24 protein-coding genes and 1 other annotated feature are annotated in these 23,970 nt (G+C 40.3%); of the genes, 19 read left to right on the plus strand and 5 right to left on the minus strand.

Going from position 1 to position 23,970, the window contains the following annotated elements:
* Nucleotides 1-31: 31 nt before the first annotated feature.
* The 3 genes from ACFQZ9_RS24375 to ACFQZ9_RS24385 form a co-directional block, all read right to left on the minus strand.
* Complete coding sequence (locus ACFQZ9_RS24375) at nucleotides 32-901, minus strand: cation diffusion facilitator family transporter (protein ID WP_498945975.1); 870 nt, start codon at nucleotides 899-901, stop codon at nucleotides 32-34.
* A gap of 211 nt (nucleotides 902-1,112) precedes the next feature.
* Nucleotides 1,113-1,712: an NADPH-dependent FMN reductase gene (locus ACFQZ9_RS24380; RefSeq protein WP_498945977.1), complete on the minus strand. Its 600-nt coding sequence runs from the start codon at nucleotides 1,710-1,712 to the stop codon at nucleotides 1,113-1,115.
* 333 nt (nucleotides 1,713-2,045) lie between these two features.
* Nucleotides 2,046-2,318, minus strand: a complete 273-nt coding sequence (locus ACFQZ9_RS24385; RefSeq protein ID WP_498945979.1) for a DUF1259 domain-containing protein — start codon at nucleotides 2,316-2,318, stop codon at nucleotides 2,046-2,048.
* Between the two features lie 119 nt (nucleotides 2,319-2,437).
* Here ACFQZ9_RS24385 and ACFQZ9_RS24390 point away from each other — a divergent pair, with 119 nt between their 5' ends.
* Together ACFQZ9_RS24390 and ACFQZ9_RS24395 are read left to right on the plus strand one after the other, a co-directional pair.
* Nucleotides 2,438-3,940 carry an FTR1 family protein gene (locus ACFQZ9_RS24390; protein ID WP_498945981.1) on the plus strand — a complete coding sequence of 501 codons (1,503 nt, stop codon included), beginning with the start codon at nucleotides 2,438-2,440 and terminating at the stop codon, nucleotides 3,938-3,940.
* Nucleotides 3,937-4,311 carry a hypothetical protein gene (locus tag ACFQZ9_RS24395; protein ID WP_498945983.1) on the plus strand — a complete coding sequence of 125 codons (375 nt, stop codon included), beginning with the start codon at nucleotides 3,937-3,939 and terminating at the stop codon, nucleotides 4,309-4,311. Before ACFQZ9_RS24390 ends, ACFQZ9_RS24395 begins: the two co-directional genes overlap by 4 nt.
* Before the next feature lie 432 nt (nucleotides 4,312-4,743).
* Here the strand turns inward: ACFQZ9_RS24395 and ACFQZ9_RS24400 are convergent, their stop codons facing one another.
* Entirely contained in the window at nucleotides 4,744-5,361 is a 618-nt protein-coding gene (locus ACFQZ9_RS24400) for a YdhK family protein (protein ID WP_498945985.1), read from the minus strand.
* Between the two features lie 281 nt (nucleotides 5,362-5,642).
* On the opposite strand from ACFQZ9_RS24400, the gene ACFQZ9_RS24405 reads away from it, so the two are divergent.
* From ACFQZ9_RS24405 to ACFQZ9_RS24430, 6 genes are all read left to right on the plus strand, one after another.
* Complete coding sequence (locus tag ACFQZ9_RS24405) at nucleotides 5,643-6,179, plus strand: hypothetical protein (protein ID WP_498945987.1); 537 nt, start codon at nucleotides 5,643-5,645, stop codon at nucleotides 6,177-6,179.
* Between the two features lie 145 nt (nucleotides 6,180-6,324).
* A complete protein-coding gene (locus ACFQZ9_RS24410; protein ID WP_498945989.1) occupies nucleotides 6,325-6,765 on the plus strand; it encodes a peptidylprolyl isomerase in 441 nt (146 codons plus the stop codon).
* Between the two features lie 224 nt (nucleotides 6,766-6,989).
* Nucleotides 6,990-7,778 carry a divergent polysaccharide deacetylase family protein gene (locus ACFQZ9_RS24415; RefSeq protein WP_498945991.1) on the plus strand — a complete coding sequence of 263 codons (789 nt, stop codon included), beginning with the start codon at nucleotides 6,990-6,992 and terminating at the stop codon, nucleotides 7,776-7,778.
* 166 nt (nucleotides 7,779-7,944) lie between these two features.
* Nucleotides 7,945-8,163: a binding site (T-box leader), on the plus strand.
* Nucleotides 8,164-8,226: 63 nt separating this feature from the next.
* A complete protein-coding gene (locus ACFQZ9_RS24420; RefSeq protein ID WP_498945993.1) occupies nucleotides 8,227-9,930 on the plus strand; it encodes a 2-isopropylmalate synthase in 1,704 nt (567 codons plus the stop codon).
* A 132-nt stretch (nucleotides 9,931-10,062) separates the two neighbouring features.
* Nucleotides 10,063-10,815 carry an exodeoxyribonuclease III gene (locus ACFQZ9_RS24425; protein WP_498945995.1) on the plus strand — a complete coding sequence of 251 codons (753 nt, stop codon included), beginning with the start codon at nucleotides 10,063-10,065 and terminating at the stop codon, nucleotides 10,813-10,815.
* A gap of 106 nt (nucleotides 10,816-10,921) precedes the next feature.
* Nucleotides 10,922-11,692, plus strand: a complete 771-nt coding sequence (locus ACFQZ9_RS24430; RefSeq protein ID WP_498945997.1) for a class I SAM-dependent methyltransferase — start codon at nucleotides 10,922-10,924, stop codon at nucleotides 11,690-11,692.
* Between the two features lie 71 nt (nucleotides 11,693-11,763).
* Here ACFQZ9_RS24430 and ACFQZ9_RS24435 read toward each other — a convergent pair whose 3' ends face one another.
* The gene (locus ACFQZ9_RS24435) at nucleotides 11,764-11,925 is read right to left on the minus strand and encodes a hypothetical protein (RefSeq protein ID WP_155925879.1); all 162 of its coding nucleotides are present in this window, start codon (nucleotides 11,923-11,925) and stop codon (nucleotides 11,764-11,766) included.
* A gap of 233 nt (nucleotides 11,926-12,158) precedes the next feature.
* Here ACFQZ9_RS24435 and ACFQZ9_RS24440 point away from each other — a divergent pair, with 233 nt between their 5' ends.
* The 11 genes from ACFQZ9_RS24440 to ACFQZ9_RS24490 all read left to right on the plus strand — a co-directional run bounded on the left by ACFQZ9_RS24440 (nucleotide 12,159) and on the right by ACFQZ9_RS24490 (nucleotide 23,955).
* On the plus strand, nucleotides 12,159-13,334 hold the full coding sequence (locus ACFQZ9_RS24440) for an LL-diaminopimelate aminotransferase (protein WP_498946000.1): 1,176 nt from the start codon (nucleotides 12,159-12,161) through the stop codon (nucleotides 13,332-13,334).
* 15 nt (nucleotides 13,335-13,349) lie between these two features.
* Nucleotides 13,350-14,831 carry an aldehyde dehydrogenase family protein gene (locus ACFQZ9_RS24445; RefSeq protein WP_498946002.1) on the plus strand — a complete coding sequence of 494 codons (1,482 nt, stop codon included), beginning with the start codon at nucleotides 13,350-13,352 and terminating at the stop codon, nucleotides 14,829-14,831.
* Between the two features lie 88 nt (nucleotides 14,832-14,919).
* Nucleotides 14,920-15,768 (plus strand): 3-hydroxyacyl-CoA dehydrogenase family protein, encoded by an 849-nt coding sequence (locus tag ACFQZ9_RS24450; protein ID WP_498946004.1) that lies wholly within the window; start codon nucleotides 14,920-14,922, stop codon nucleotides 15,766-15,768.
* Between the two features lie 17 nt (nucleotides 15,769-15,785).
* On the plus strand, nucleotides 15,786-16,499 hold the full coding sequence (locus ACFQZ9_RS24455; RefSeq protein WP_498946006.1) for a CoA transferase subunit A: 714 nt from the start codon (nucleotides 15,786-15,788) through the stop codon (nucleotides 16,497-16,499).
* Entirely contained in the window at nucleotides 16,480-17,160 is a 681-nt protein-coding gene (locus ACFQZ9_RS24460) for a 3-oxoacid CoA-transferase subunit B (protein WP_498946007.1), read from the plus strand. The genes ACFQZ9_RS24455 and ACFQZ9_RS24460 overlap by 20 nt, the downstream gene beginning before the upstream one ends.
* Nucleotides 17,161-17,181: 21 nt before the next feature.
* Nucleotides 17,182-17,958 carry an enoyl-CoA hydratase/isomerase family protein gene (locus ACFQZ9_RS24465; RefSeq protein WP_498946009.1) on the plus strand — a complete coding sequence of 259 codons (777 nt, stop codon included), beginning with the start codon at nucleotides 17,182-17,184 and terminating at the stop codon, nucleotides 17,956-17,958.
* 15 nt (nucleotides 17,959-17,973) lie between these two features.
* Nucleotides 17,974-19,122 (plus strand): acyl-CoA dehydrogenase family protein, encoded by a 1,149-nt coding sequence (locus ACFQZ9_RS24470; protein ID WP_198308684.1) that lies wholly within the window; start codon nucleotides 17,974-17,976, stop codon nucleotides 19,120-19,122.
* A 17-nt stretch (nucleotides 19,123-19,139) separates the two neighbouring features.
* A complete protein-coding gene (locus ACFQZ9_RS24475) occupies nucleotides 19,140-20,333 on the plus strand; it encodes a thiolase family protein (RefSeq protein WP_498946012.1) in 1,194 nt (397 codons plus the stop codon).
* Between the two features lie 21 nt (nucleotides 20,334-20,354).
* The gene (locus tag ACFQZ9_RS24480; RefSeq protein WP_498946014.1) at nucleotides 20,355-21,350 is read left to right on the plus strand and encodes a hydroxyacid dehydrogenase; all 996 of its coding nucleotides are present in this window, start codon (nucleotides 20,355-20,357) and stop codon (nucleotides 21,348-21,350) included.
* A gap of 10 nt (nucleotides 21,351-21,360) precedes the next feature.
* Nucleotides 21,361-22,440, plus strand: coding sequence for a tartrate dehydrogenase (locus tag ACFQZ9_RS24485; protein ID WP_198308681.1), 1,080 nt, complete (start codon nucleotides 21,361-21,363; stop codon nucleotides 22,438-22,440).
* 354 nt (nucleotides 22,441-22,794) lie between these two features.
* Nucleotides 22,795-23,955: a branched-chain amino acid ABC transporter substrate-binding protein gene (locus ACFQZ9_RS24490; RefSeq protein ID WP_498946017.1), complete on the plus strand. Its 1,161-nt coding sequence runs from the start codon at nucleotides 22,795-22,797 to the stop codon at nucleotides 23,953-23,955.
* Nucleotides 23,956-23,970 lie beyond the last annotated feature (15 nt).

Raw genomic sequence — 23,970 nt, forward strand, 5'->3', positions numbered from 1 at the left:
AACTTTCTTTTCTTGTTTGAAAAGTGTTCATTTAATTAGGTTCTACGTGGACATGGACATCAAAGACATTATGTTCCTTTATTAATTCATTTTCAACTTTGGTTGCAATATCATGAGCTCCACGAATATCTAAGTCAGAATTTACTAGGATTACTATGTCCACTACCACGTTATTTCCGTAATTCCTAGCCTTAATGTCTTGAACACCTTTTACACCATAACACTTAATAATCGTATCTTTATATGATTCTATTTGTTTTACATCAAAGCCATCAGTTAAATGGTGCGATGTATCTCTAAAAATCTCCCAACCAGTCTTACAAATTATGAGTCCAACAATTATAGCAGTAATAGGGTCTAACCAAGGAAGGCCAAACTGAGCCCCAATAATTCCGATGAATGTTCCTACGCTAACCCATGCATCTGAGAGATTATCCTTCGCTGCGGCCATTACCGATTGACTATTAATTTTCGATGCTAGTTTTTTATTATACCGATACACAAGATACATGATTAAAGCACAAAAGAGTCCAGTCCATGCTGAGATTAAATCTGGTGATTCAGTTTTTCCATTAAACATACTGGATATTGCTTCGAATGTTACCTGTATTCCAACGACAACCATAATAAACGATGCGACCATTGAAGCAACTGTCTCAGCTTTCCAGTGACCATAGGGATGATCATCATCAGCTGGCCGTTGTGATAATTTAAGGCCAATAAGGACTGCAATTGATGCAATTATATCTGTGGCATTATTTAAACCATCTGCTTTTAATGCTTCGGAATTGGCAACATAACCAATGATTAATTTTAATGAGGACAAACAAATATACGCAATAATACTTATTATTGCTCCTTGTTCTCCTCTTTTAAGGTCTAAATATCCTTGTTCATTCATATTTTTATCCTCCGCAATTTCTACTTTCTATTATCGGATAAAAATATCTAGTGGGTCTAGAGAAACCTTTTGTCTTTCTTCTAACTTAGTAAAGGGCATGAAACAATGTTTCTTATGGCAAACAATTGATAAGAAGATGAAAACAACTATAATACTTTACCTATAAAAAAATAAAGGGGGATTTTTAAACCCCGCCTTTTTTGAGTGCGATTTATCTTAAAGTTTTTAATGCACCGCTCCATGCGATAAGTTGATCGAGCATAGCATTTACATTATTTAGATGTAAATCTTGAGGTTTGAAATTGGATCCGTTCTCGAAATCCGTAAATAATGATAATGTTGGATGGACTCGAACATCAGCTATTAGTAATTCACCACAGATTCCACGTAAATGTTCAGCAGCCCGAGCACCGCCAGTAGAGCCATAGCTGACAATACCTGCTGCTTTATTATTCCATTCATCACGAGCAGAATCTAATGCATTTTTTAATGCACCCGTAATACTGTGATTATATTCTGCAACGATAAATACAAAACCGTCTAATGAAGCAAGCTTTTCCGACCATGCTTTTAATCCAGGTTCATCCCCCGCAGTTGTAAACACAAATGGAAGATTGAATTGGGCAATATCTACAATCTCATAATCTGCATCCCCACGTTTATCAGCAATACCTTTAACCCATTCTCCAACTTGCGGACTAACTCTGCCTTGGCGTGTGCTGCCTAAAATAATTCCTATTTTTTGTTTTTCATTTGCCATTACTTCTTCCTCCTTTGTGGATTTTCCATATAATTTGTTTAAAAGACCCATAAGATCAACTGCCTCTTGTTTATATAATTTTGCCCGTTCTCTTAATGGCCCAAACAAATTTATTATTAGTAACGAAGTCATACTCTATTCGTAAACTTAAACATATAACATTATAGGAGTGTGAATATCTGTCATTATTTGCGACTGATTTTATTATTAATCAAAGGATAAAGGGGATAATATGTGTATCGGCAACAATTAATTTATTGACTCCATTTACTCTCCAACTACACCACCCATATTTAAAGGTGCGATTCGCAAGGAGTTTATTTGCTCATATAAAAAAATAAGCCATTTGTGATTTTATTGAAAATATCACAAATGGCTTATTTTTTAAAAAAGGCCAGCTTCCCTTGCTGCTGCAATACTATTTCTAGCAAACTCTTCCGCAGACATGCCAACATTCTCCCAATGTATATACATTAAACGTGGATTTTCAAACAGCCAATGGTTATGAAATGCTGTTACGATAAGTCCTCTTTTGCGCAATGCTGCAATAAATCGATTAAGTTCTCTTTCGAGAGCAACCGATTCACCAAGATTTAAACCTTTATTTTCATATGAAGATTTTAGTGTTTGGTTCAAAATGAATGGTTTTTTGTTCACATAATCTTCACTGGTAGCAATAAATCTCTAATTGACAATCAATATCAATGAAAATACAATAGTTTTAGATGAAATTGAAATTCGTTATCAATTGTCTGACTTCACAAGGGGGATCCTTTATGGGCAAAAATCTATTACTTAAATTATCTATCCTTCTATTAATAGTAGGATTTGGGGTACATAATCCTGTGTTAGCGGCTGGAAATTCCAGTGACGATATGAAGAAAGCTGAAGTATCGGTTGATCAAGCCATCGACTATGCTAATAAAGGGAATCTTTCAGAAGCACAAAAGGCGTATGATCAATTTAATAAAACCTGGAGAGAAATTGAAGAAGGGATTAAAGCTGATTCAGCGACTGCGTACCGAGACATCGAATCAAATATGGGGCAGGTCGTCTATGCGTTTACCCTAAAAAAACAGGATCAGGTTTTACAAGCTTTAAAAGGTTTAAAAGCAGTTAATGAAAAATTTGCAAGTGGGGGTTACCCAAAAGAAGCAGGCTTTAAAAAAGAGGATATTTCTTTAGATGATTTTATAGTGTTTCTTCAAGAGACAAAAAAGGAAATTAAGGAGCAAAAGCAATCTGAAGCTCTGGCAGATATAAAAAAGGCAAGTAGTAGCTGGTTGAGCGTAGAAGGAGTAGTTGTTGCACAATCTGCCACTGTTTATAGTGATTCTGAAAGAGATTTGGTTACGATTCAAGCCATGCTTGCTGCTAATCCTCCAAATTATAAAGAAGCAAATAAAACAATTGATAACATGATAACATACCTAACCCCTTTAACTGATAAATCGGGGTACACTTATTGGGATGCAGCAATGATTCTTATTCGCGAAGGTTTAGAAGCATTGCTTGTTGTTATAGCCCTTATGTCATTTGTAAAGAAATCAGGTGAGGCAAAGGGACAAGGTTGGATTTGGACTGGAGTTTTATCGGGTCTTGGCGTTAGTGTGATTCTTGCAGTCATTGTTAAATTTGTCATTTCTTCTGGAGCGTTTGGTGACAATAATGCTCTAATCGCTGGATGGACAGGGGTTTTTGCAGCAGTCATGTTATTGTATATGAGCTATTGGCTTCATAGTCAATCCAACATCGCTGATTGGAATCGGTATATTCGTGAAAAAAGTCAAACAGCATTAACCACTGGTAAACTTGTTTCTTTAGGGGTTCTTGCCTTTCTTGCAGTATTCCGAGAAGGAACGGAAACAGTATTGTTTTATATTGGAATGGCAAGCCAAATAAAACTTCAATCATTACTAATCGGCTTTCTAATTGGAGCTGCGATACTTGGAGTCTTAGCGTATTTGATGGTGTTTGTAGGATTGAAATTACCACTTCGTCCATTCTTTATGGTGTCTAGTTTAATTGTATTTTATCTTTGTATTAAGTTTACGGGAATGGGGATTCATAGTCTTCAGTTAGCGGGATTAGTGCAAACGACAAATTCTCACAGCATCCCAAGTATTGACTTTTTTGCATTATACCCCTCATGGGAAAGTACAATTCCACAAATCATTCTTGTTCTAGGTGCAGTAACTATACTTTTATCAAAAAGGTTTAAAAACAAAAAACTTATTGCAGTAGACCAAAATACAAATGAAAGCAGGAAATTATCATGAAAAAAATAACATCATTAGTTTTAGCAATCGGTCTTGGAAGTGCATTAGTATTATCAGGTTGTAGTTCAAATGATAATAAAGTGTCTGATGGTGTAAATAAAATGCTAGACACAACTGAACAGTTATCCAAAGCAATTGATAGTGGCGATCAAACAAAGGTAAAAGAAGTTGGACCAAAACTAGAAGATCAATGGTCCTCGTTTGAAGACGATGTGAAAAAGGATAATAAAGACCTTTATGAAAAAGTGGAAAAATACCTTGACCCAACTATTGCAGGTTCAGAAGCAAAAACTCTCGACCAAGAGGCGTTGGGTTCTTTGAATGATCAATTAACTGAAACCTTGAAAGAATTAAAGGAAAAAACCAAATAATTATGAAAAAACACCGACTACTTTCTAGATGTCGGTGTTTTATTTAATTCGCTGGGACAATTCCCAGATTGAATCACTCACTTTGGAATTATCTCTTTAATTATCATTTTCATAAGTGGTTTATATTTGATGTCATTTGTTGTTGAACTTAAGGACTATGTAAAGGCTTGGGTTCTTCCTAATGGACAAAAATTACTCTTAAAGCATATTAGTATTCTTCCTGTTTTAGTTTTTGCTTTTATAAATGGTGTCCTATCAAGGAGATCGTTAAAGATCACTTCCTTTAATTGGTAAAACTAATTCTTGGAATTGTTTTTGCTATTAGTTTTATCGTGGCATTATATATTGGTTTTCTGTTTCCCTTAGCAATATAAATCTTAGAAGAGAATCGTGACACTAGTAAACCTTGTTTCACTGGTGTTTTTTTCATTGTTATTTTGTTGAAAGTTCGTTTGCTGTTACCCATTTATGATTGGTTATTTTTTTCCCAGTTATAGAAGTGTAATCAATCATATAAACAGTTGTTTGTCGCGCGGAATCGATGACAGCCTTTGCGCCTTTCATCCCTGTCATATGGTCTGCCACTGCAACCACTTCATCTCCTGGTTTATACGGTTTATCGCTGGCATCTTTAATTTCTTCATGGATAATCCATTTATGATTTGTAACTCTTTTTCCTCCGGTCGTTGGATTATAGGAAATCGAATAAACTGTAGTATCGTATGCGCCAACAATGGTTGCTTCAGCACCATTCATTCCTTTCATATGGTCAGCATGAATGATGGCTTTACTTCCAATCTTAAATTTTGGATTTTCTGCTATTTTTAAACCTTCCGGAACTTCACCTGAACCTGAATGATTCATATCTCCATGATCCATACCTTCCATGTTTTCATTGACCACTTTATTTGTGTCCTTTTTATGCTCAATTTTCTCACCATTATTCATATTTGAATGCTCATTCTCCTTATCTTCGTTTGAGCATGCTGCGAAAAATACGGCAAGGACCAAGGTAAGAAGAAATAGGGTAGATCGTTTCGTTTTCATCATTGTTACCTCCTTTAATATATTTACTCAATCATAGTACAACAAGGATGTGCAGAATTTGTGCAGAGCGCATTTGCAAAATCTAATATCCCTATCCTATTAGTGCTTTTAATGGGGTTCAAATTACCCGAATGATCAATGAAATTCTTTTATGTATGTGTGTCGTTAATACTTTTAAACCTCAGTATTTGTCGATAATATTCCGTTTACTCGAATGTTCAGATAACTTACTATTTTACATGTAGGTAATTTGTCTATAGTAAAAATGAACTGGGGGATTTTGTATGGTAAAGAAAAAAATAATTGCAGGTATTGGTACTTTAGCTTTAAGTCTTGGTATAGTGGGTTCAGCATTTGCAGCTACGACAACCTCGGATGTGAACAAGGAATTGGCACAAGTTAGAAATTCAACAACAAAGTATCATGATGTAAATGAAGCATTGAAAGATGGGTATGTACCTGTTGGTGAAAGTGTTGCAGTACCTGGTTTAGGAACAATGGGTATCCATTACATAAATTTCTCTCTTATGGGTGAGGGCAAGGTCGACAAGGACCATCCTGAAGCCTTACTTTATGTTCCAACAAAAAACGGCGTTAAGCTCGTTGGTGTAGAATATGTAGTAAGTGTAGCTGAATGGGCTGCAGCTGGACATCAAGTAGATGGTTCGGATAATCCTACTGTGTTCGGGGAATCGTTTGAGGGGCCAATGGAAGGTCATGGACCTGGGGAACCTTCTCACTTTGACAAACATGTATGGTTATGGCATGCCAATCCTTCTGGAATGTTTGCACAATTCAATCCAGCAATTAAATCTGAGTAATAATAGAAAAACACGTCAAATTTACTGACGTGTTTTTTTATGAAATATTTGTCCTTGGTTACAGTTGTTTGAAATGAAGGAAAATAGTTGATATAATAACTTCTTGGGTTAGGTATGAAAAATCAGTATTAGGAGATGAAATGGAATGGCAAAAAAAGGATACATAACAATGCAAAATGGAAACAAAATCGAATTTGAACTTTATCCAAACGAAGCACCTGGTACAGTTGCTAACTTTGAAAAATTAGCAAAAGAAGGCTTCTACAATGGACTAACGTTCCACCGTGTCATCCCTGGCTTTGTAAGTCAAGGCGGGTGCCCGAACGGTACGGGGACTGGCGGTCCTGGTTACACAATCAAATGTGAAACGGAAGGAAATCCGCATAAACACGTTCCAGGCGCGTTCTCAATGGCACATGCGGGCAGAGACACTGGCGGTAGCCAATTCTTTATTGTTCATGAATCACAGCCTCACCTAAATGGTGTTCACACCGTTTTCGGACAAGTGACTTCAGGACTTGAGCATGCAAAAGCAATGAGAAATGGCGATGTAATGGAGAAAGTTGAAGTATTTGACGAAGAATAGAATTTGAAAAAGGCTTGTCCGGAAAGGTTTTTCTTTTTGGACAGCCTTTTTTTTTGTTTTTGGAGGGAATTTCAGCTTCGCAGATAAAAGCGGGCTTTCCGCAGATAAAATTACTTTTAGCGCAGATAAATCAGCATGCATCGCAGATGAATTTTATTTTTCCGCAGATAAATAATTTAAAACCGGGGCAAATTAACTCCAAATCTTAACTTTGGAGGGTCCATATGAAGAAATTTGCTTTTATTTTCATTTCCTTACTTGTATTTTTTATCGGAACTCCTGTTTTTGCAGAAAAAAATGTAGCTTATCAATTAAAAGCGGCCATTATTATTGATGATTTCGGCGGTGGAACTGGGGGTGTCCGTGACTTTTTAGAAGGAGATATTCCGATTACAGCTGCCGTTATGCCTTTTACAGAAAAATCAAAGGAACATGCCGAATGGGCTCATAAAAATGGTTTTGAGGTCATCGTTCATTTACCAATGGAACCGAAAAGAGGAAAAAGATCGTGGCTTGGTCCCAAACCGATTACAGCAGATCTTTCCCCTGAAGAGGTAAGAACGCGCGTCGAGGAAGCGATTAAAAGTGTTCCATATGCCGTTGGGCTGAACAATCATATGGGTTCCTTAGCGGTAGAAAACGAGTCAATTGTCCGGGCGATAGTAGAAGTTGCCAAGGAAAAAGGTCTCTATATTATTGACAGTGGGACGAGCGCACAGAGTAAATTTCCAAAGGTAGCTGAAGAGTTAGGTGTTCCGCTTTTAAAAAGAGATGTGTTTCTCGATGATATTTCATCCTCATCACATGTGAGAAAACAAATGATTCGACTTGCAAAGGTGACGGAAATCAAGGGAAAAGGAATTGGAATTGGGCATGTCGGGATTTCCGGAAAAGTTTGTTCCACCGGTATTTTTGAATCTCTAGATGAATTTAATAAGCGACAAATTAAAATCGTCCCTGTGTCAGAGCTCTTTCCTAAAAAAATGAAGAAGAAAACATTTCCCCTTTATTAAAATAGGATTTAAACGTCGAGCAATTTAGGAGTCGGCGTTTTTGATTTCGAAAATTTAATTTCATTTTTTATTAAACACTTTTTAAATATTAAAAAAATTGGAAATTATAGCTTGATTGTTAGTTAATTCTGTTATAGAATAAGAAAAATTAAAAAGCTAAAATAATTTAAACACATTGAATGGGAATATTAAGGAATCTTTATTGCGTAGAGAGCTGTCGGCTGGTGAGAGACAGTCAATAAATTCCCCAACTCGCCCAGGAGTGGTAAAGCTGATATGTAGGTTTTACCGGTTGACAGCCGTAATCAAGTCATTAAGTGGGTTCGCAGGTTTTATGCGAATCAAAAAGAGTGGTACCACGTAGGCAAAGCCTGTCGTCTCTTATGAGATGATAGGCTTTTTTATTTTTACTAAACGAACGATAAAAAATAAAAAGGTGGTCGTTAGAATGAAAAACGTACAAAAGTATTCCAGAGGATATTTTATGCCCCCAGTGAAAAGTTTGAAATGGACCGAAAAGGAGTACATTGAGAAAGCTCCTACATGGTGCAGTGTGGACCTAAGAGATGGAAATCAGGCATTAGTCGTACCAATGAGTTTGGAAGAAAAGCTGGAATATTTTCAATTACTTTTGGAAGTAGGTTTTAAGGAAATAGAAGTCGGTTTTCCTGCTGCATCGGATACAGAATATGCTTTTTTACGGACGTTGATTGAAAAGGATTTGATTCCGGAAGATGTAACGATACAAGTGTTAACACAGTCCAGAGAACATATTATCAAAAAAACGTTTGAATCGCTTCAAGGAGCAAAAAAAGCTGTCGTGCACCTTTACAATTCGACATCATTGGCACAGCGGGAGCAAGTTTTTCAAAAAACGGAAGACGAAATCATCGATATTGCTGTAACCGGAGCAAAACTACTTAAGAAATATGCTGCTGAAACCGAGGGGAATTTCCAGTTTCAATATTCACCGGAAAGCTTCACAGGTACAGAGATGGAGTTCGCGCTTGATATATGCAACCAGGTACTTGATATTTGGCAGCCTACTGCCGAGAACAAGGTGATTATCAACCTCCCAGCTACCGTGTCAATGTCAATGCCTCACGTTTACGCAAGTCAAATTGAGTATATGAGTGATCATCTGAACTACCGGGACAATGTAATCCTGTCCCTCCATCCACACAATGACAGGGGAACAGGGGTTGCTGATGCAGAGCTTGGAATGCTTGCCGGAGCACAGAGAGTAGAAGGAACACTGTTTGGAAATGGTGAGAGAACAGGAAATGTCGACATCGTCACACTTGCATTAAATATGTTTTCGCACGGAGTAAATCCAAAGCTTAATTTTGAAAATATCCCTGCCATCCTTGCCAAGTATGAAGAATTGACAAGAATGAGGGTTCCTGAAAGACATCCATATGGCGGTGAACTTGTCTTTACTGCATTTTCGGGATCCCATCAGGATGCCATTGCGAAAGGGATGAACTGGCGTGAGGAAGAGGAACGCCAGTATTGGTCAGTACCTTATCTATTGATTGATCCAAAGGATATTGGAAGACAGTATGAAGGAGATATCATCCGTATTAATAGCCAATCCGGTAAAGGGGGCATTGGTTATGTGCTTAAGCAAAATTATGGGCTTGATCTGCCTACGGAAATGCGTGAAAGCTTCGGATATCAGGTTAAAAATGTATCGGATCGTTTGCACAAGGAGCTTATGCCAAATGAAATCTATGACATTTTCATCAAAGAATATGTGAATATTAATAACCCTGTTGAGTTTATCAATTACAGATTCACTCAAAATGATCAATATGAAACCAATGTATCGATCAAGATCGAAAACGTGGTTCATGAAGCTTTAGGTGTGGGGAATGGAAGATTGGATGCGATCAGCAATGTTCTCCAAACGACACTAGGTATTCAGTATAAAGATTTACTCTATAAGCAGCATGCTTTAGAAATCGGTTCGGGAGCAAATGCTGTATCTTATGTAGGGTTTACCGCATTGGATGGTGCTGTTTATTGGGGCTGTGGGATTGACGCTGATATTATGACCTCCTCTGTAAAAGCTTTGTTTAGTGCAGTTAACAACATGATCACCAGTGTCAAACCAAAAATTGAAAAAGGATATTCTCTTTCAAATAAATAAGCGGAAGTATACTTTAGACGACCTATTTTTAGAAAGATAAATTTCCGGCTTTTTAATTTTTTCCATTGTCACAATTCAAAGTTTCCGCCAAAATAAAAAGAAAAAGGCAACAAGGGAGAAGGAAACAGAAAAATGAAATTAGTTTCATGGAATGTAAACGGCCTTAGGGCTTGTGTAAAAAAGGGCTTTTTAGATTATTTTAAAGAAGTGGACGCAGATATTTTTTGTATTCAGGAAACGAAGCTGCAAGAGGGGCAAATCGAGCTAGATTTAGAGGGATATAAGCAATATTGGAACTATGCCGAAAAGAAAGGCTATTCCGGCACAGCTGTTTTTACAAAAATAGATCCGATTTCGGTAAAATATGGATTGTTAGATGAGGATTCTGAGTCAGAGGGCCGTATACTCACGCTGGAATTCGATGATTTCTTCTTGGTGAATGTATATACACCGAACTCACAACGCGATTTAGCTCGACTTCCGTTTCGTTTGCAATGGGAGGAACGAATTTTAGAACATCTTCAAAAACTAGATGCCATCAAGCCGGTTGTGTTATGTGGGGATTTAAACGTCGCCCACAAAGAAATTGATTTGCGCAATCCAAAATCGAATCTGGGGAATTCCGGTTTTACCGAGGAAGAACGCGGGAAAATGACTGGGTTGCTGGAGTCAGGTTTCATTGACAGTTTCCGGCATTTTTACCCTGACCAGGAAGGGGCCTACACTTGGTGGTCTTACATGATGAAGGTCCGTGAGCGGAATATTGGATGGCGGATTGATTACTTTATTGTTTCTGAGCAGCTGCGTGATCGTTTAGTCGATGCGAACATTCATTCATCCGTTTTGGGCAGTGATCATTGTCCAATTTTACTAGAAATAAAGTAGAAGATGATAACTTTTTCTTATCAAAATTCATAAAAAAACCGTCATTTTTTTTACCGTAGATGTGGTTTATAGTTAAATTATTCCATAACGGTTAGGGGAAATGAAAATGGATATTAAAAAAGATGTTCAACAGCAATTTGGGAAAAGCGCAGACTCCTATGTATCAAGCGAGATTCATAAACTAGGGAAAGATTTGCAAATATTGTTACAGATGGCGGAGATAAGCGGAACTGAAGCTCTTCTTGATGTGGCAACGGGAGGCGGGCATACGGCCAATGCGTTTGCGCCATTGGTCAAACAAGTGACCGCCGTTGATCTTACTTCTGAAATGTTACAGGCAGCTGAGAAATTTATTAAGGGAAATGGAAACCAAAACGTTGATTTTGTTCAAGGTGATGCGGAAAACTTGCCGTTCCTTGATGAATCCTTTGATATGATCACATGCCGGATTGCCCCGCACCACTTTCCAAACGTCGATCAATTTGTAAAAGAAGTGTATCGTGTTTTAAAGCATGAAGGGCAGTTTTTATTGGATGACAATGTGGTTCCGGAAGAGGATGTATACGACCAGTTTTATAACTTCATCGAAAAAAAGCGGGACTACAGTCATTTTCGCGCATGGAAAAAGACAGAGTGGTTAAAGATGCTTGAAATGAATGGACTGATTGTCTTTGAATGGCATCGATTTGAAAAAACTTTCCGTTTTGATCCATGGTGTGATCGAATGAAATTATCCCAAGAGGATAAAGAAGAATTAACGCAATTCATTCTTGCGTCCACGGACAAAATCAAAGATAAATTTGAGGTTAGGATCGAGAATAATCAGGTTGTTTCATTTAAAGGCGAAGCAATCGTTTTAAAGGCTAGGAAAAAATAATGAAAAAACCCTTTGCACGAAAAAGATCATTCTCTTTTTTGCAAAGGGTTTTTTGCGGTTTTTAACCGATATTAAATATCATTTAATGCCGTACCAAATTCATCAAATTCAGGTAATCTTTCGTCAGCAGCTGAATTTTCCAGATTCTGCTCTTCATTATTAACATTTCCATTTTGTTCATCCTTCTTTTGCTGGACCAATGAAACCATCTCCTTTTCTGAAGTTTTACCCATGTATTTTTCCCCAAAAAAATCCATCTTAACCTATGTTTATAAAAAGTGGTGTGGTTATATGCATCCTGCCGGAGGCGGTTGATTGTAAAAATCATACGGAATCCAAGCTAAAAAAGCAGTTATTTTTGTATAAAACAACCATAGTTATATGAGTTGAAAACCGATAAATTAAGAATATAGAAATTGAATGTTCTGAAAATACAGAGGGTTCACACGAAATGAGAGGTGAGTTTGTGAGTTTCATATCGAAAAGAATAGGTCAGATTCCACCCTATTTATTCGCGGAAATCAATAAGAAAAAAGCTGCGATGATAGCGTCAGGGGTGGATATCATTGATTTAGGGATTGGCGATCCTGACCTCCCCACTCCCAAGCATATCATCGATAAATTGGTGGAGGAGCTTCAAGATCCCTATCAATTAAAATATCCGAGCTTTACAGGGTGCGCTGAATTTAGAAATGCAGTTGCAGATTTCTATTTACGGCAATATGGGGTAAAGCTTGATCCGGAAACGGAAGTGCTGGCGTTGATCGGGTCAAAAGAAGGGATTGCCCACTTAATTCCGACATTAATCGATCCGGGAGATTACGTGTTAATCCCAGATCCGAGCTATCCCGTTTACCGGATGGCAACCATGCTTGCAAATGGACAGTATTACAATATGCCACTGACAAAAGATAACAACTTTGAGCCTGACTTTACAGCTATCCCAAAAGAAATATTAGAACAATCACGGCTAATGCTGTTAAATTATCCAGGGAATCCGACGGCAGCTACGGTGGATCTTTCATTTTTCAATCAAGCGATTGAATTTGCACAAAAACATCAAATCCCGATTGCCCATGACTCAGCATACAATATGGTCACCTTTGATGAATATAAGGCACCAAGTATTCTTCAGGCTGAGGGAGCAAAAGAGGTTGCTGTAGAATTTGGATCTCTTTCTAAAACCTATAATATGACAGGATTCCGAATTGGTTATGTGGTTGGAAATAAACAAATTATTAAGGCGCTTTCCATCCTTAAAAGCAATACAGACACAGGTCAGTTTACACCGATTCAAAAGGCAGCAGCCTTTGCCTTAAACAGTGACCAAGGCTGTGTGGCCAAGCATAATCAAATCTATAAACAGCGAATGCTGTCAATGGTGGAGGGGTTTAAATCTATCGGGGTCAAGGCGGAGCCGCCAAAGGGAAGCTTCTTCATCTGGGCTCCCGTTCCAAAGGGATATACCTCAACTGAATTTATGACGAATGTGTTAGAACAAACAGGTGTCATTCTTACACCGGGAAATGCGTTTGGTCCATCAGGTGAAGGCTATTTTCGGGTATCCTTATCCGTCCCTAGTGAGAGGTTACATGAAGCGATTGAAAGAATTAAACAAAATTTAAAAATAACGATTAGCTAAACTGGAGGGTATATGATGAAAAAAATCTTAAACTATATTAATGGTGAATGGTGTCCATCCTCAACTGGGAAATTTACTCCCGTTCTAAATCCGGCAAATGGTCAAGTTTTGGCTGAGGTAACACAATCGACGCAGGAAGATGTGGATCGTGCTGTCCAAGCAGCAAAAAATGCGCAGAAGGAATGGCGTCTGGTGCCTGCTCCGGAACGGGCAGATATTTTATATAAAGTTGGTTATCTATTAAAAGAAAGAAAAGAAAAATTGGCGCAAATTCTGACAAGTGAAATGGGAAAAGTGATTGAGGAAGGACGGGGGGAAGTCCAAGAAGCAATTGATATGGCCTTTTATGTAGCCGGAGAAGGACGGAGACTTTTTGGAGATACTGTTCCATCTGAACTTCGCAATAAGTTTGCGATGAGTGTTCGTGTTCCAATCGGTATTGCTGGACTAATTACGCCATGGAATTTCCCAATTGCGATTGCCTCTTGGAAATCCCTTCCTGCCCTTGTCACAGGGAATGCAGTGGTCTGGAAGCCTGCAACCGAAACGCCGATGGTGGCGGAGGAATTCGTTAAGATTTATGAAGATGCCGGCCTTCCTAAGGGATTGTTAAATCTAGTTAATGGTTCTGGTAGTGTCGTCGGGAATGCGATGGTCGAGCATCCTGATATCGATTTAATTTCCTTTACAGGTTCAAATGAGGTAGGAAAGGAAATTAACGGCCGCGCCGGTGCACTGTTGAAAAGAACCTCCTTAGAAATGGGCGGTAAGAATGCGATCACCGTTTTAGAAGATGCGGATCTTGATTTGGCTGTTGAAGGGATTTTATGGGGAGCATTTGGAACAGCTGGTCAAAGATGTACCGCTACAAGCCGGGTCATTGTCCACAAGGATGTGAAAGAGGAGCTTGAACGAAAGCTCCTTGCTAGTATCGAAGGATTGAAAATGGGCGATGGGCTTGATGAAAGTGTAAAGGTTGGCCCGGTTATCAATCGTTCTTCACTAGAACGGATAGACGAATATGTAAAAATCGGGCAGGAAGAAGGGGCCACGCTTCTTACGGGCGGAAGAATTGTCTCGGAAAACGGGTTAGATCAAGGGAACTTCTATGCGCCAACGATTTTCACGAATGTCACGCCAGATATGAGAATCGCGAAGGAAGAGATTTTTGGCCCGGTTGTTTCGATTATTGCCGTTAATAGTTTAGAAGAAGCCATTGAAGTCAATAACAGTGTTGAGTTTGGGCTTTCTAGTGCGATTTATTCCGCTGATGTGAATCGGATTTTCCAAGCGATGCGTGACTTGGATACAGGGCTTGTCTATGTTAATGCCGGTACATCTGGAGCGGAGATTCATTTGCCATTCGGGGGGACAAAAGGAACGGGGAATGGCCACAGGGACTCCGGCGTAGCTTCATTGGATGTGTACACTGAATGGAAATCCATTTATGTGGATTACAGCGGAAAATTACAGCGGGCGCAGATTGATAATAACTAATATTTAAAAGGAACAAAAGGAAATTAACCTGTCATTCCACAACTGGAATACAGGTTAATTTTTCATTAAGGATAGGAGAGTATACAGGATGGAAAAATTAACGGTTGTTGGTTCGGGGATCATGGGCAGGGGCATCGCTTATGTTGCGGCTCTCGGCGGCTTTCAAGTAACTCTAAACGACGTTAGCCAAGAAAATCTAGATAAAGCAAAACTCTATTTAGAAACCGAAATGACCAAGAGTGCGGATAAAGGGTTTTTAACAAGAGAACAGGCCTCAGATGCCTTACAACGAATTGAATATACTACTAGTTTAGAAGAGGCTGCCGGTGACACAGATGTTGTTATTGAAGCTGTATTTGAATTAATGGAACTGAAAGTGGAGATTTTCAAAAAATTAGACAAAATTTGTTCGGAGCATACGATCCTCGCCACGAATACTTCAACAATGAGCCCTACCGAGATAGCTGCCCAGACCTCAAGACCGGAAAAATGTATCGCGATGCACTTCTTTAATCCTGTCCACAAAATGAAACTAATTGAAATCGTCCGCGGGCTCGAAACCTCAGATGAGACGATGGCCAAAGCAAAAGAAATTGGTAAGAAACTAGGAAAAGAAACGGTTGAAGTCAATGAATTCCCCGGTTTTGTGACAAGCCGTATGAATTGTCTAATTGGCAATGAAGCCATGAATCTTTTAATGGAAGGTGTTGCTTCCGCAGATGACATTGATAAGGCGATGAAGCTGGGCTTAAACCATCCAATGGGGCCGTTAGCTCTTGCAGATTTAGTAGGTTTAGATACTAGATTACGAAATATGGAATATCTATATAAAACACTAGGTGAAAAATACCGGCCGTGTCCGCTCTTAATTAAGTATGTAAAAGCAGGCCGTTTAGGACGCAAATCCGGCCAGGGATTTTACACCTATGAAAGTTGACTTGGGGGTTCTATAAAATGAAAAGAACGATAAGCTGTGAAAAATTAAGATCAGCTGCTGATGCAATCAAATGGATTGAATATGGAGATGAACTATTAGTTGGTGGTTTCGGACTTTGCGGCACTCCCTTTACCTTAATCGATTCGATTGCAGAATCGGACCATGCCAGGGAATTGACGATTATTAGTAATAACTTAGGAGAAGCTGGCAAAGGGCTTGGAAAACTGCTCATCTCGAAACATATTAAAAAAGCAGTAGGATCGTATTTTACTTCCAATCGTGATGCGGTTAAAGCCTGGAAAAGCGGCGAGCTGGAAATTGAATTAATTCCACAGGGTACATTAGCCGAGGCGATCCGGGCAGGCGGTGCCGGCATTGCTGGATTCTATACGAAAACAGCTGTCGGGACAAAGCTAGCCGAAGGAAAAGAAGAAAGAGAATTTGACGGTGAGCGCTATCTTTTTATCAGAGGAATAAAAGCAGACGTGGCTCTAATAAAAGCGGCAAAGGCTGACACCATGGGCAATCTCGTTTATTCGAAAACTGCCCGAAATTTCAACCCGATGATGGCAACGGCGGCAAAACTGGTGATTGCGGAAGTGGATGAAATTGTCGAGGCAGGCACACTCGAGCCGGAACAAATCGTGACCCCGCATTCCTATGTAGATATCCTTGTCTTAAATGACCGCTATGAAAAAATCGGAGGTGAATATGTTGAAAGTCACGGATAAAAAACAGGATACCGACCGGATTCGAATTGCGAAACGAATTGCTTCCGAGCTTGAAGACGGTACAGTTGTGAACCTTGGTGTGGGAATTCCTACGTTAATTCAAAACTATTTAAAGCCGGATACCCGCGTCTATCTTCAGTCAGAAAACGGGCTGTTAGGGATGGGACCAACCCCGCCTAAAGATGAAATCGATATGGATTTAATTAGTGCCAGTAAGCATCCAATCACGTTTGGAACCGGTTCTTCGATTTTTTCCAGCGCCGATTCTTTTGTGATGATTCGCGGCGGCCATGTCGATGTAGCCGTGATGGGTGCCCTTCAGGTCAGTGAAACGGGGGAAATAGCGAACTGGGCAGTTCCCGGTCAGGATATTCTTGGGGTTGGCGGGGCAATGGACTTAGTGGCAAGTGCCAATAAAATTATTATCGCGATCACTCAAGTGACAAAAGACAATAAACCGAAAATAGTAAAACAGCTTAGCTATCCTATTAGCGGAATTCGGAAGGCTGAAATGATTGTCACGGAAAAAGCAGTATTTCGCATCGACAATGGCAGGCTACGATTAGACGAAGTGGCAGAGGGCTCTTCTGTAGAAGAAATAAAGAGATTAACAGATGCCGAGTTTACCGTATCGAAAAATCTTAAGAAAATGCCGGTTTAATCGAAGGGAGGTAAAACGGAGATGGACTACGCCAATATTTTAGTAAAAGAAGATCAGAATATCGGGTTTATTATCATCAATCGTCCAGAACAAAGAAATGCATTAAATGTAGAAACCTTACAGGAAATTGAAACGGCACTAGATGAATTAAGGAGCAATGAAGAAATTCGGGTTGTGATTTTTACCGGTGCAGGTGAAAAATCGTTTGCTGCCGGGGCAGATATCAGCCAGTTAAATAAAAGGACAATGCTAGAGGCGCTCCAGCCCAATATGACCTCGACCTATCGCAAAATCGAAGACTATGAAAAGCCGACAATAGCGGCCATCAATGGTTTTGCTTTAGGCGGCGGGTTAGAGCTGGCCCTTGCCTGTGATATTCGGATTGCCTCCTATAATGCTAAGGTCGGTCTGCCGGAAGTAGGCTTAGGGATTATCCCGGGTGCAGGCGGGACGCAAAGACTTACAAGATTAATAGGAAAAGGGAAGACGATGGACCTTGTCTTAACAGGAGACATCATTACTGCCGATGAGGCAGAAAGGTTGGGAATTGTCAGCAAGGCCGTTCCAGCAGAGGACCTAATGGACAGAGTAAGGGAATATGCACGGAAAATAAGTCAAAAAGGTCCGTTAGCGTTAAGGCTGGCAAAAGCAGTTGTTAACCGCGGTGCGGATGTTGAGATGGAAACCGCTCTTTATTTAGAAAAACTTGCTCAAACCGTTTTGATGGGTTCAGAGGATAAACGGGAAGGAACACAAGCCTTTCTTGATAAAAGACAACCACAATTTCAAGGAAAATAGTAGGGGGATAAGAAAATGGATTTCCAATTATCTGAAGATATTCAGTTATTAAAAAGGGCCGTACACGATTTTGTTCAAGAAGAAGTAGAAGCCGTTGCAATGGAAATTGAAGAGAATGATGAAATCCCAAGTCATATCGTGGAGGCTTCAAAAGAAATGGGCCTATTCGGGTTAAGTATTCCAGAAGAATACGGCGGCCTTGGCCTTGATTCGGTAGGGAAATGTGCGATTTATGAGGAACTTGGTAAAACTCATAACGGGTACACAACCTTGATTGGAGCACATACTGGGATTGGCTCAGTCGGAATTGTCGAACTTGGAACGGAGGAGCAAAAGAAAAAATATTTGCCAAAAATGGCGAGCGGTGAGTGGATTGGCGCATTCGCCTTAACAGAGCCAAGTGCCGGTTCGAATGCAGCTAATTTGAAAACAAGGGCAGTAAAAAAGGGAGATAAATATATTTTAAACGGCTCCAAGCACTATATTACGAATGCAGTTTGCGGGAACGTATTTACAGTAATGGCAGTTACGGATCCGGATAAGGGAGCGAAAGGCATTACCTCTTTTATCGTTGAAAAGGATTTTCCAGGATTTATTCTCGGTTCGGTAGAGAAAAAGATGGGTCTACGCGGATCCCATTCTGCTGAGCTTTTCTTCGAAGATCTTGAAGTGCCGGCTGAGAACGTGCTTGGCGAAGAAGGAAAAGGATATGTAAACGCTCTGAAAATCCTTGCCAACGGCCGTGCCGGTTTGGCTGCGAGAAACCTTGGTTCTTGTGAAAAATTATTGGAATTAAGTACCGACTATGCGATGCAGCGGGTACAATTTGAGAAAACAATTTTTGAACAACAGGCTGTACAGCATATGCTAGCAGACATGGCGATGGAAATTGAACTTCTTCGCTCCATTACCTACCGTGTTGCATGGATGGCGGATAAAGGGATGAGGGTAGTAAAAGAAGCGGCAATGGCCAAGCTTTATGGCTCTGAAGCCTATAACCGCGTTGCTGACCTGGCTGTTCAAATCCATGGCGGTATCGGTTATATGAGAGATTATCCAATTGAACGATTCTACCGGGATGCCCGGATTACGAAGATCTATGAAGGAACAAGCCAAATCCAGAAAAACATTATTGCGGCTGAATTAAAACGGGAGTTTAGATAATAGACAGGGGTGAGAAAATGAAGAATGTAGTGATTGTCGATGGTGTTCGAACCGCGATTGGGAGAATGGGCGGAAAACTGAAGGATGTTGAAGCCGACTTTTTATCCGAAAAAGTAATGCGAGAAGCATTAACAAGAAGCGGGATCAATGGTGAAGATGTAAATGAAGTAGTTTGGGGGCATGCCAAGCAAAGCTCGGATGTACCGAATCTTGCCAGACTTGCCGCCCTTCGAGCAGGTCTGCCAATTGAGGTGCCGGGATATACGGTTCATCGCCAATGCGGTTCCGGGCTTCAGGCCATTAATAACGCAGCCCAGCAAATTATGTGCGGTTTGTCTGATGTGATATTAGCGGGCGGCGCGGAAAGTATGAGTACGGCGCCTTATTACTTAAGAAAAGCAAGATATGGTTACGGGGCAGGCAATGCCGAGATTGTTGATCCAAATACAGAAAGTCAGCCAAGAGCGCAGCCAATTGAAATTTATGGTAATCTAACAATGGGGTTAACCGCAGAAAATCTAGCGGAAAAATATCAAATTAGCCGCCTAGAGCAGGACGAATTTGCATTCGAAAGTCAGCAAAAAGCCGCAGATGCGATTCAAAGCGGGAAATTCACAGACGAAATTATTCCATATGAACTAAAAGTGAAAAAGGAGAGTATCCTTTTTCAGGTGGATGAACATCCCCGCTTAACAAGCCTTGAAAAGCTAGCATCCCTAAGGCCAGTTTTTAAGGATGGCGGAACCGTAACGGCAGGAAATTCAAGCGGTAGAAATGACGGGGCTGCAGCACTTGTGATGATGTCTGAAGAGGAAGCAGCCGAGCGCGGACTTTCTCCACGTCTAAGGGTAATTTCACAAGCTTCCGTTGGGGTAGCACCTGAAATTATGGGAATTGGTCCTGTCCCTGCAACCCTCAAGGCTTTAAAGCTTGCCGGTTTGACATTGGACGATCTCGATTTAATTGAATTAAACGAAGCATTTGCTGCACAGGCACTTGCCTGTGTGAAAGAATTAAACATGGATCGGAAAAAAATAAACGTCAACGGGGGAGCAATTGCCCTCGGACATCCCATTGGCGGCACTGGTGCCATTCTTACGGTGAAAATCATGAATGAATTAGAGCGCCGCGGCGGCCGATATGGATTAATTACAGCTTGTATCGGCGGCGGGCAGGGAATTGCGACCATCGTAGAGAATTTACGAGTATAACCAACTTGGAGGGAAAAATGTATGAGTAAGCCACGTGTATTGCAAATCCTTCCCATGTATCATCAAAACGGAGAAAAGGTTTTGCTTGAGGGCGCTGAAGTCATCCAAACAAACGACTATGAGATATCCCATCTCTGCAGTCTTGTGAAAGATGTGGAGGCGATTGTTCTAAGGGCACCAGCTAAAATCACAAGGGAAGTGATCGACGCCAATCCCCATCTGAAAGTCATATCCGGTGCTGGGGTAGGTCTAGACAATATTGATGTTTCCTATGCGACGGAGAAGGGAATCCCTGTTGTTCATGCTCCCTCGGTCAATAAAGTATCAACTGCAGAACATGCTGTTATGCTGATCATGGCCTTAGCAAAGTCAGTTGTCCCCTTCCATGAAAATATGAAAAAAGGGAACTATGATGCGCGAAATTCAATTCCATCCTTTGAGTTAAAAGGAAAGAAAGTAGGATTGATTGGATTCGGGAACATCGCCCAAGAGGTTGCCAAACGGTTGAAGCTTGGATTTGAAATGGAAGTGACGGCCTGGGTGAGGGAGTTTGTTCCGGAAAAACATAAATATGCACATGAAATCGGGGTAAACATTAGCACTAGTATGGAAGAGGTATTTAGTCACTCGGACTTTATTTCCCTACATATTCCATTAAATGAGCAAACACGGTATTCGATTGATCAAAAATATTTTTCATTAATGAAACCATCAGCGTTCTTGGTGAATACCTCACGCGGGGCTGTAGTGAATCAAAATGATTTATATCGAGCATTAAATGAAGGCATAATCGCGGGAGCGGGTCTTGATGTTTTTGATCCGGAGCCCCCTTCTAAGGATTTGCCGCTATTATCCTTACCGAATGTTGTGTTAACTCCCCATGTTGGCGGGACGACGGTGGAATGTAATTATGTGATGGCCACTACTGTTGCGGAAAATGTCATTAATATTTTAAATGGCAAAAAGCCTCGGTTTATTGGCAATCCAGAAGTTTTACGGATAAAAACTGGAGAATAGGAGAAAAAATATGGATCATTATTCAATCGCCCTGCTTCCTGGTGATGGTATTGGTGTGGATGTTGTCCGCGAGGGAAGAAAGGTATTAGAAACGGTTTGTAAGCTCCACGGCGGGTTGTCATTATCCTTCACTGAATTTGACTGGAGCTGCGAGTACTATGCGAAAAATGGCAAAATGATGCCGGATAACGGTTTAGAGATTTTGAAGGATTTTGATTCCATCTTCTTGGGGGCGGTCGGTTATCCGGGCGTACCGGACCATGTTTCTCTTTGGGGATTACTTCTGCCAATTAGACGCCAGTTTGAACAATACATCAACCTCCGTCCTGTTAAACTATTAAAAGGAATTCAATCCCCGCTCGCCGGTAAAACGGCAGAGGATCTGAACTTCCTTGTTGTCCGGGAAAATAATGAAGGGGAATATTCCAATATGGGCGGCCGGATGTATGAGGGCACCGATTTGGATATGGCGATACAAAACAGTGTTTTTACCCGCAAAGGGGTGGAACGGGTTTTACGTTATGCCTTTGATCTGGCCCGTAAACAGGGTAAGAGAAAACATGTAACAGCTGCCACGAAATCGAATGGGATTAATCATACCATGCCTTTTTGGGATGAGTATGTGGAGAAGATTGGGAAGGAATATCCTGATATAACGCATAATACAGTCCATATTGATGCACTTGCGGCCTTTTTTGTCAGCAAACCGGAGACGATGGATGTCGTGGTCGCGTCCAATTTATTTGGCGATATTTTAACGGATTTAGGGGCGGCGATTGTCGGCGGCCTTGGAATTGCGCCGTCGGCGAATATTAATCCGGAAAAGAAATATCCTTCTATGTTTGAACCTGTTCACGGCTCGGCACCGGATATTGCCGGGAAAGGAATTGCCAATCCGCTGGCATCGATTTGGTGCACGAGTATGATGCTAGATCATTTAGGGCAGCCAGAGGCAGCGGCCGCGATTATGGAAGCAATGGAAGATGTTCTCCAAGAAAAAGAGGTACTGACACCGGACATGGGCGGTAAGGCGACAACGGAGCAGGTAGGGGATTATATTTGTAAAAAGCTGAGAGCACGTTTAGGGTAAACGCTCTATATTATAAAATAGTAAAAATAACCAACAGGATAGCCTGCGCTAAGCAGGCTATTTTTTATTTTTCAGTATTATTCTTACGTGAAAATTCCTTCTAGTAAAAAAGGACGAAAATTTAATTTTTATTTAAACAATTTTTCGTGAAAATTATACATATGATTCAGAATATTTTTAATTTACAATAATCCTAATCTTACAATAGATAATCAATAAAGGAGGATCAGAAAGAGAGGTGTGTCGGGAGGGCGAGTAAAAAGGTCTGTAAGCGCTTCCTCAATGCAAAATGAATTCTTTTAATAGTTTTTAAAAAGGCATTCTAAAAGATTTGTAAATAATGGAGGGGTTACATTGAAAATTCCAAAAAAAATAGCGATCACTGCTGGAACCTTACTTCTTGGATTATCACTTGTTGGCTGCGGAAAATCAAGTGAAGTAGCTGGAGGAAGTAATGAAAAATCAAAGGTGATTAAGATTGGTGTGCCGGCACCATTGTCAGGACAAAGTGCTAAGATGGGCAGCGACATCGTAAATGCCGCTAAGCTGGCAGCTTCCGAGCTCAATGAAAAAGGCGGAGTGATCGGTAAAAAAATTAAAATTGTACCCATCGATGATGCCTGTGATGCGCAGGTTGCGACCCAAGCAGCAAATAAACTAGTCACTTCTAACGTTGATGCAGTGGTTGGACATTACTGTTCTAGTGCGGCTTTACCGGCAGAAACCGTTTACAACGAAAATGGAATTCCTTTTATCACACCATCCTCAAGTAACCCCCAATTAACCGAACAAGGATTTACCAACGTATTTAGAATGATTGGCCGTGATGATCAACAGGGCAAGTTCATGGCAGATTATCTAGTCAATGTACAGCACAAGAAAAATATAGCCATCTTGCATGATAACACTACCTATACAAAGGGATTAGCGACAGAAGCAAAAGCCGGTGTAGAAAAACTAGGTGGAAAGGTTGCATTCTTTGAAGCTGTTACACCAGGAGAAAAAGATTTCTCTGTGATTATTAGTAAGCTAAAGCCGTTAAAACCTGATGCCATCTATTGGACTGGCTTTTATGCAGAAGGCGGACTGCTCATTAAACAAGCGAAAGATCTTGGGTTAAACGTTTTATTTGCGGCAGGAGATGGCAACAATGACACCACTCTCATGAAAATTGCCGGCCCAGCATCAGAAGGCGTGATTGTCAGTACGGCACCTACTACGGAATTCCTAGATAATGCAGGTGCAGGTGACTTTGTTACAAAGTACAAAGATACCTATAGCGAGGATGCAGGACCTTTCTCTTCCTATACGTACGATGGAGTAAACATAATTGCAGAAGCGATTAAGGAAGCAAACTCCCAAGATAAAAAGAAAATTATTGATACCATTCACGGCTTAAAAGATTTTCAAGGGGTAACCGGTACCATAAATTTCGATCAAAAAGGGGATCGAAAAGGCATCAGCTATATTACGACACAGGTAAAAGACGGGAAGTTTGTAGCCACACAAAATTAATAGATTAGGAGGTGC

This window comes from Neobacillus sp. GCM10027624, assembly GCF_042675345.1.
GTDB lineage: Bacteria > Bacillota > Bacilli > Bacillales > Cytobacillaceae > Neobacillus > Neobacillus cucumis_D.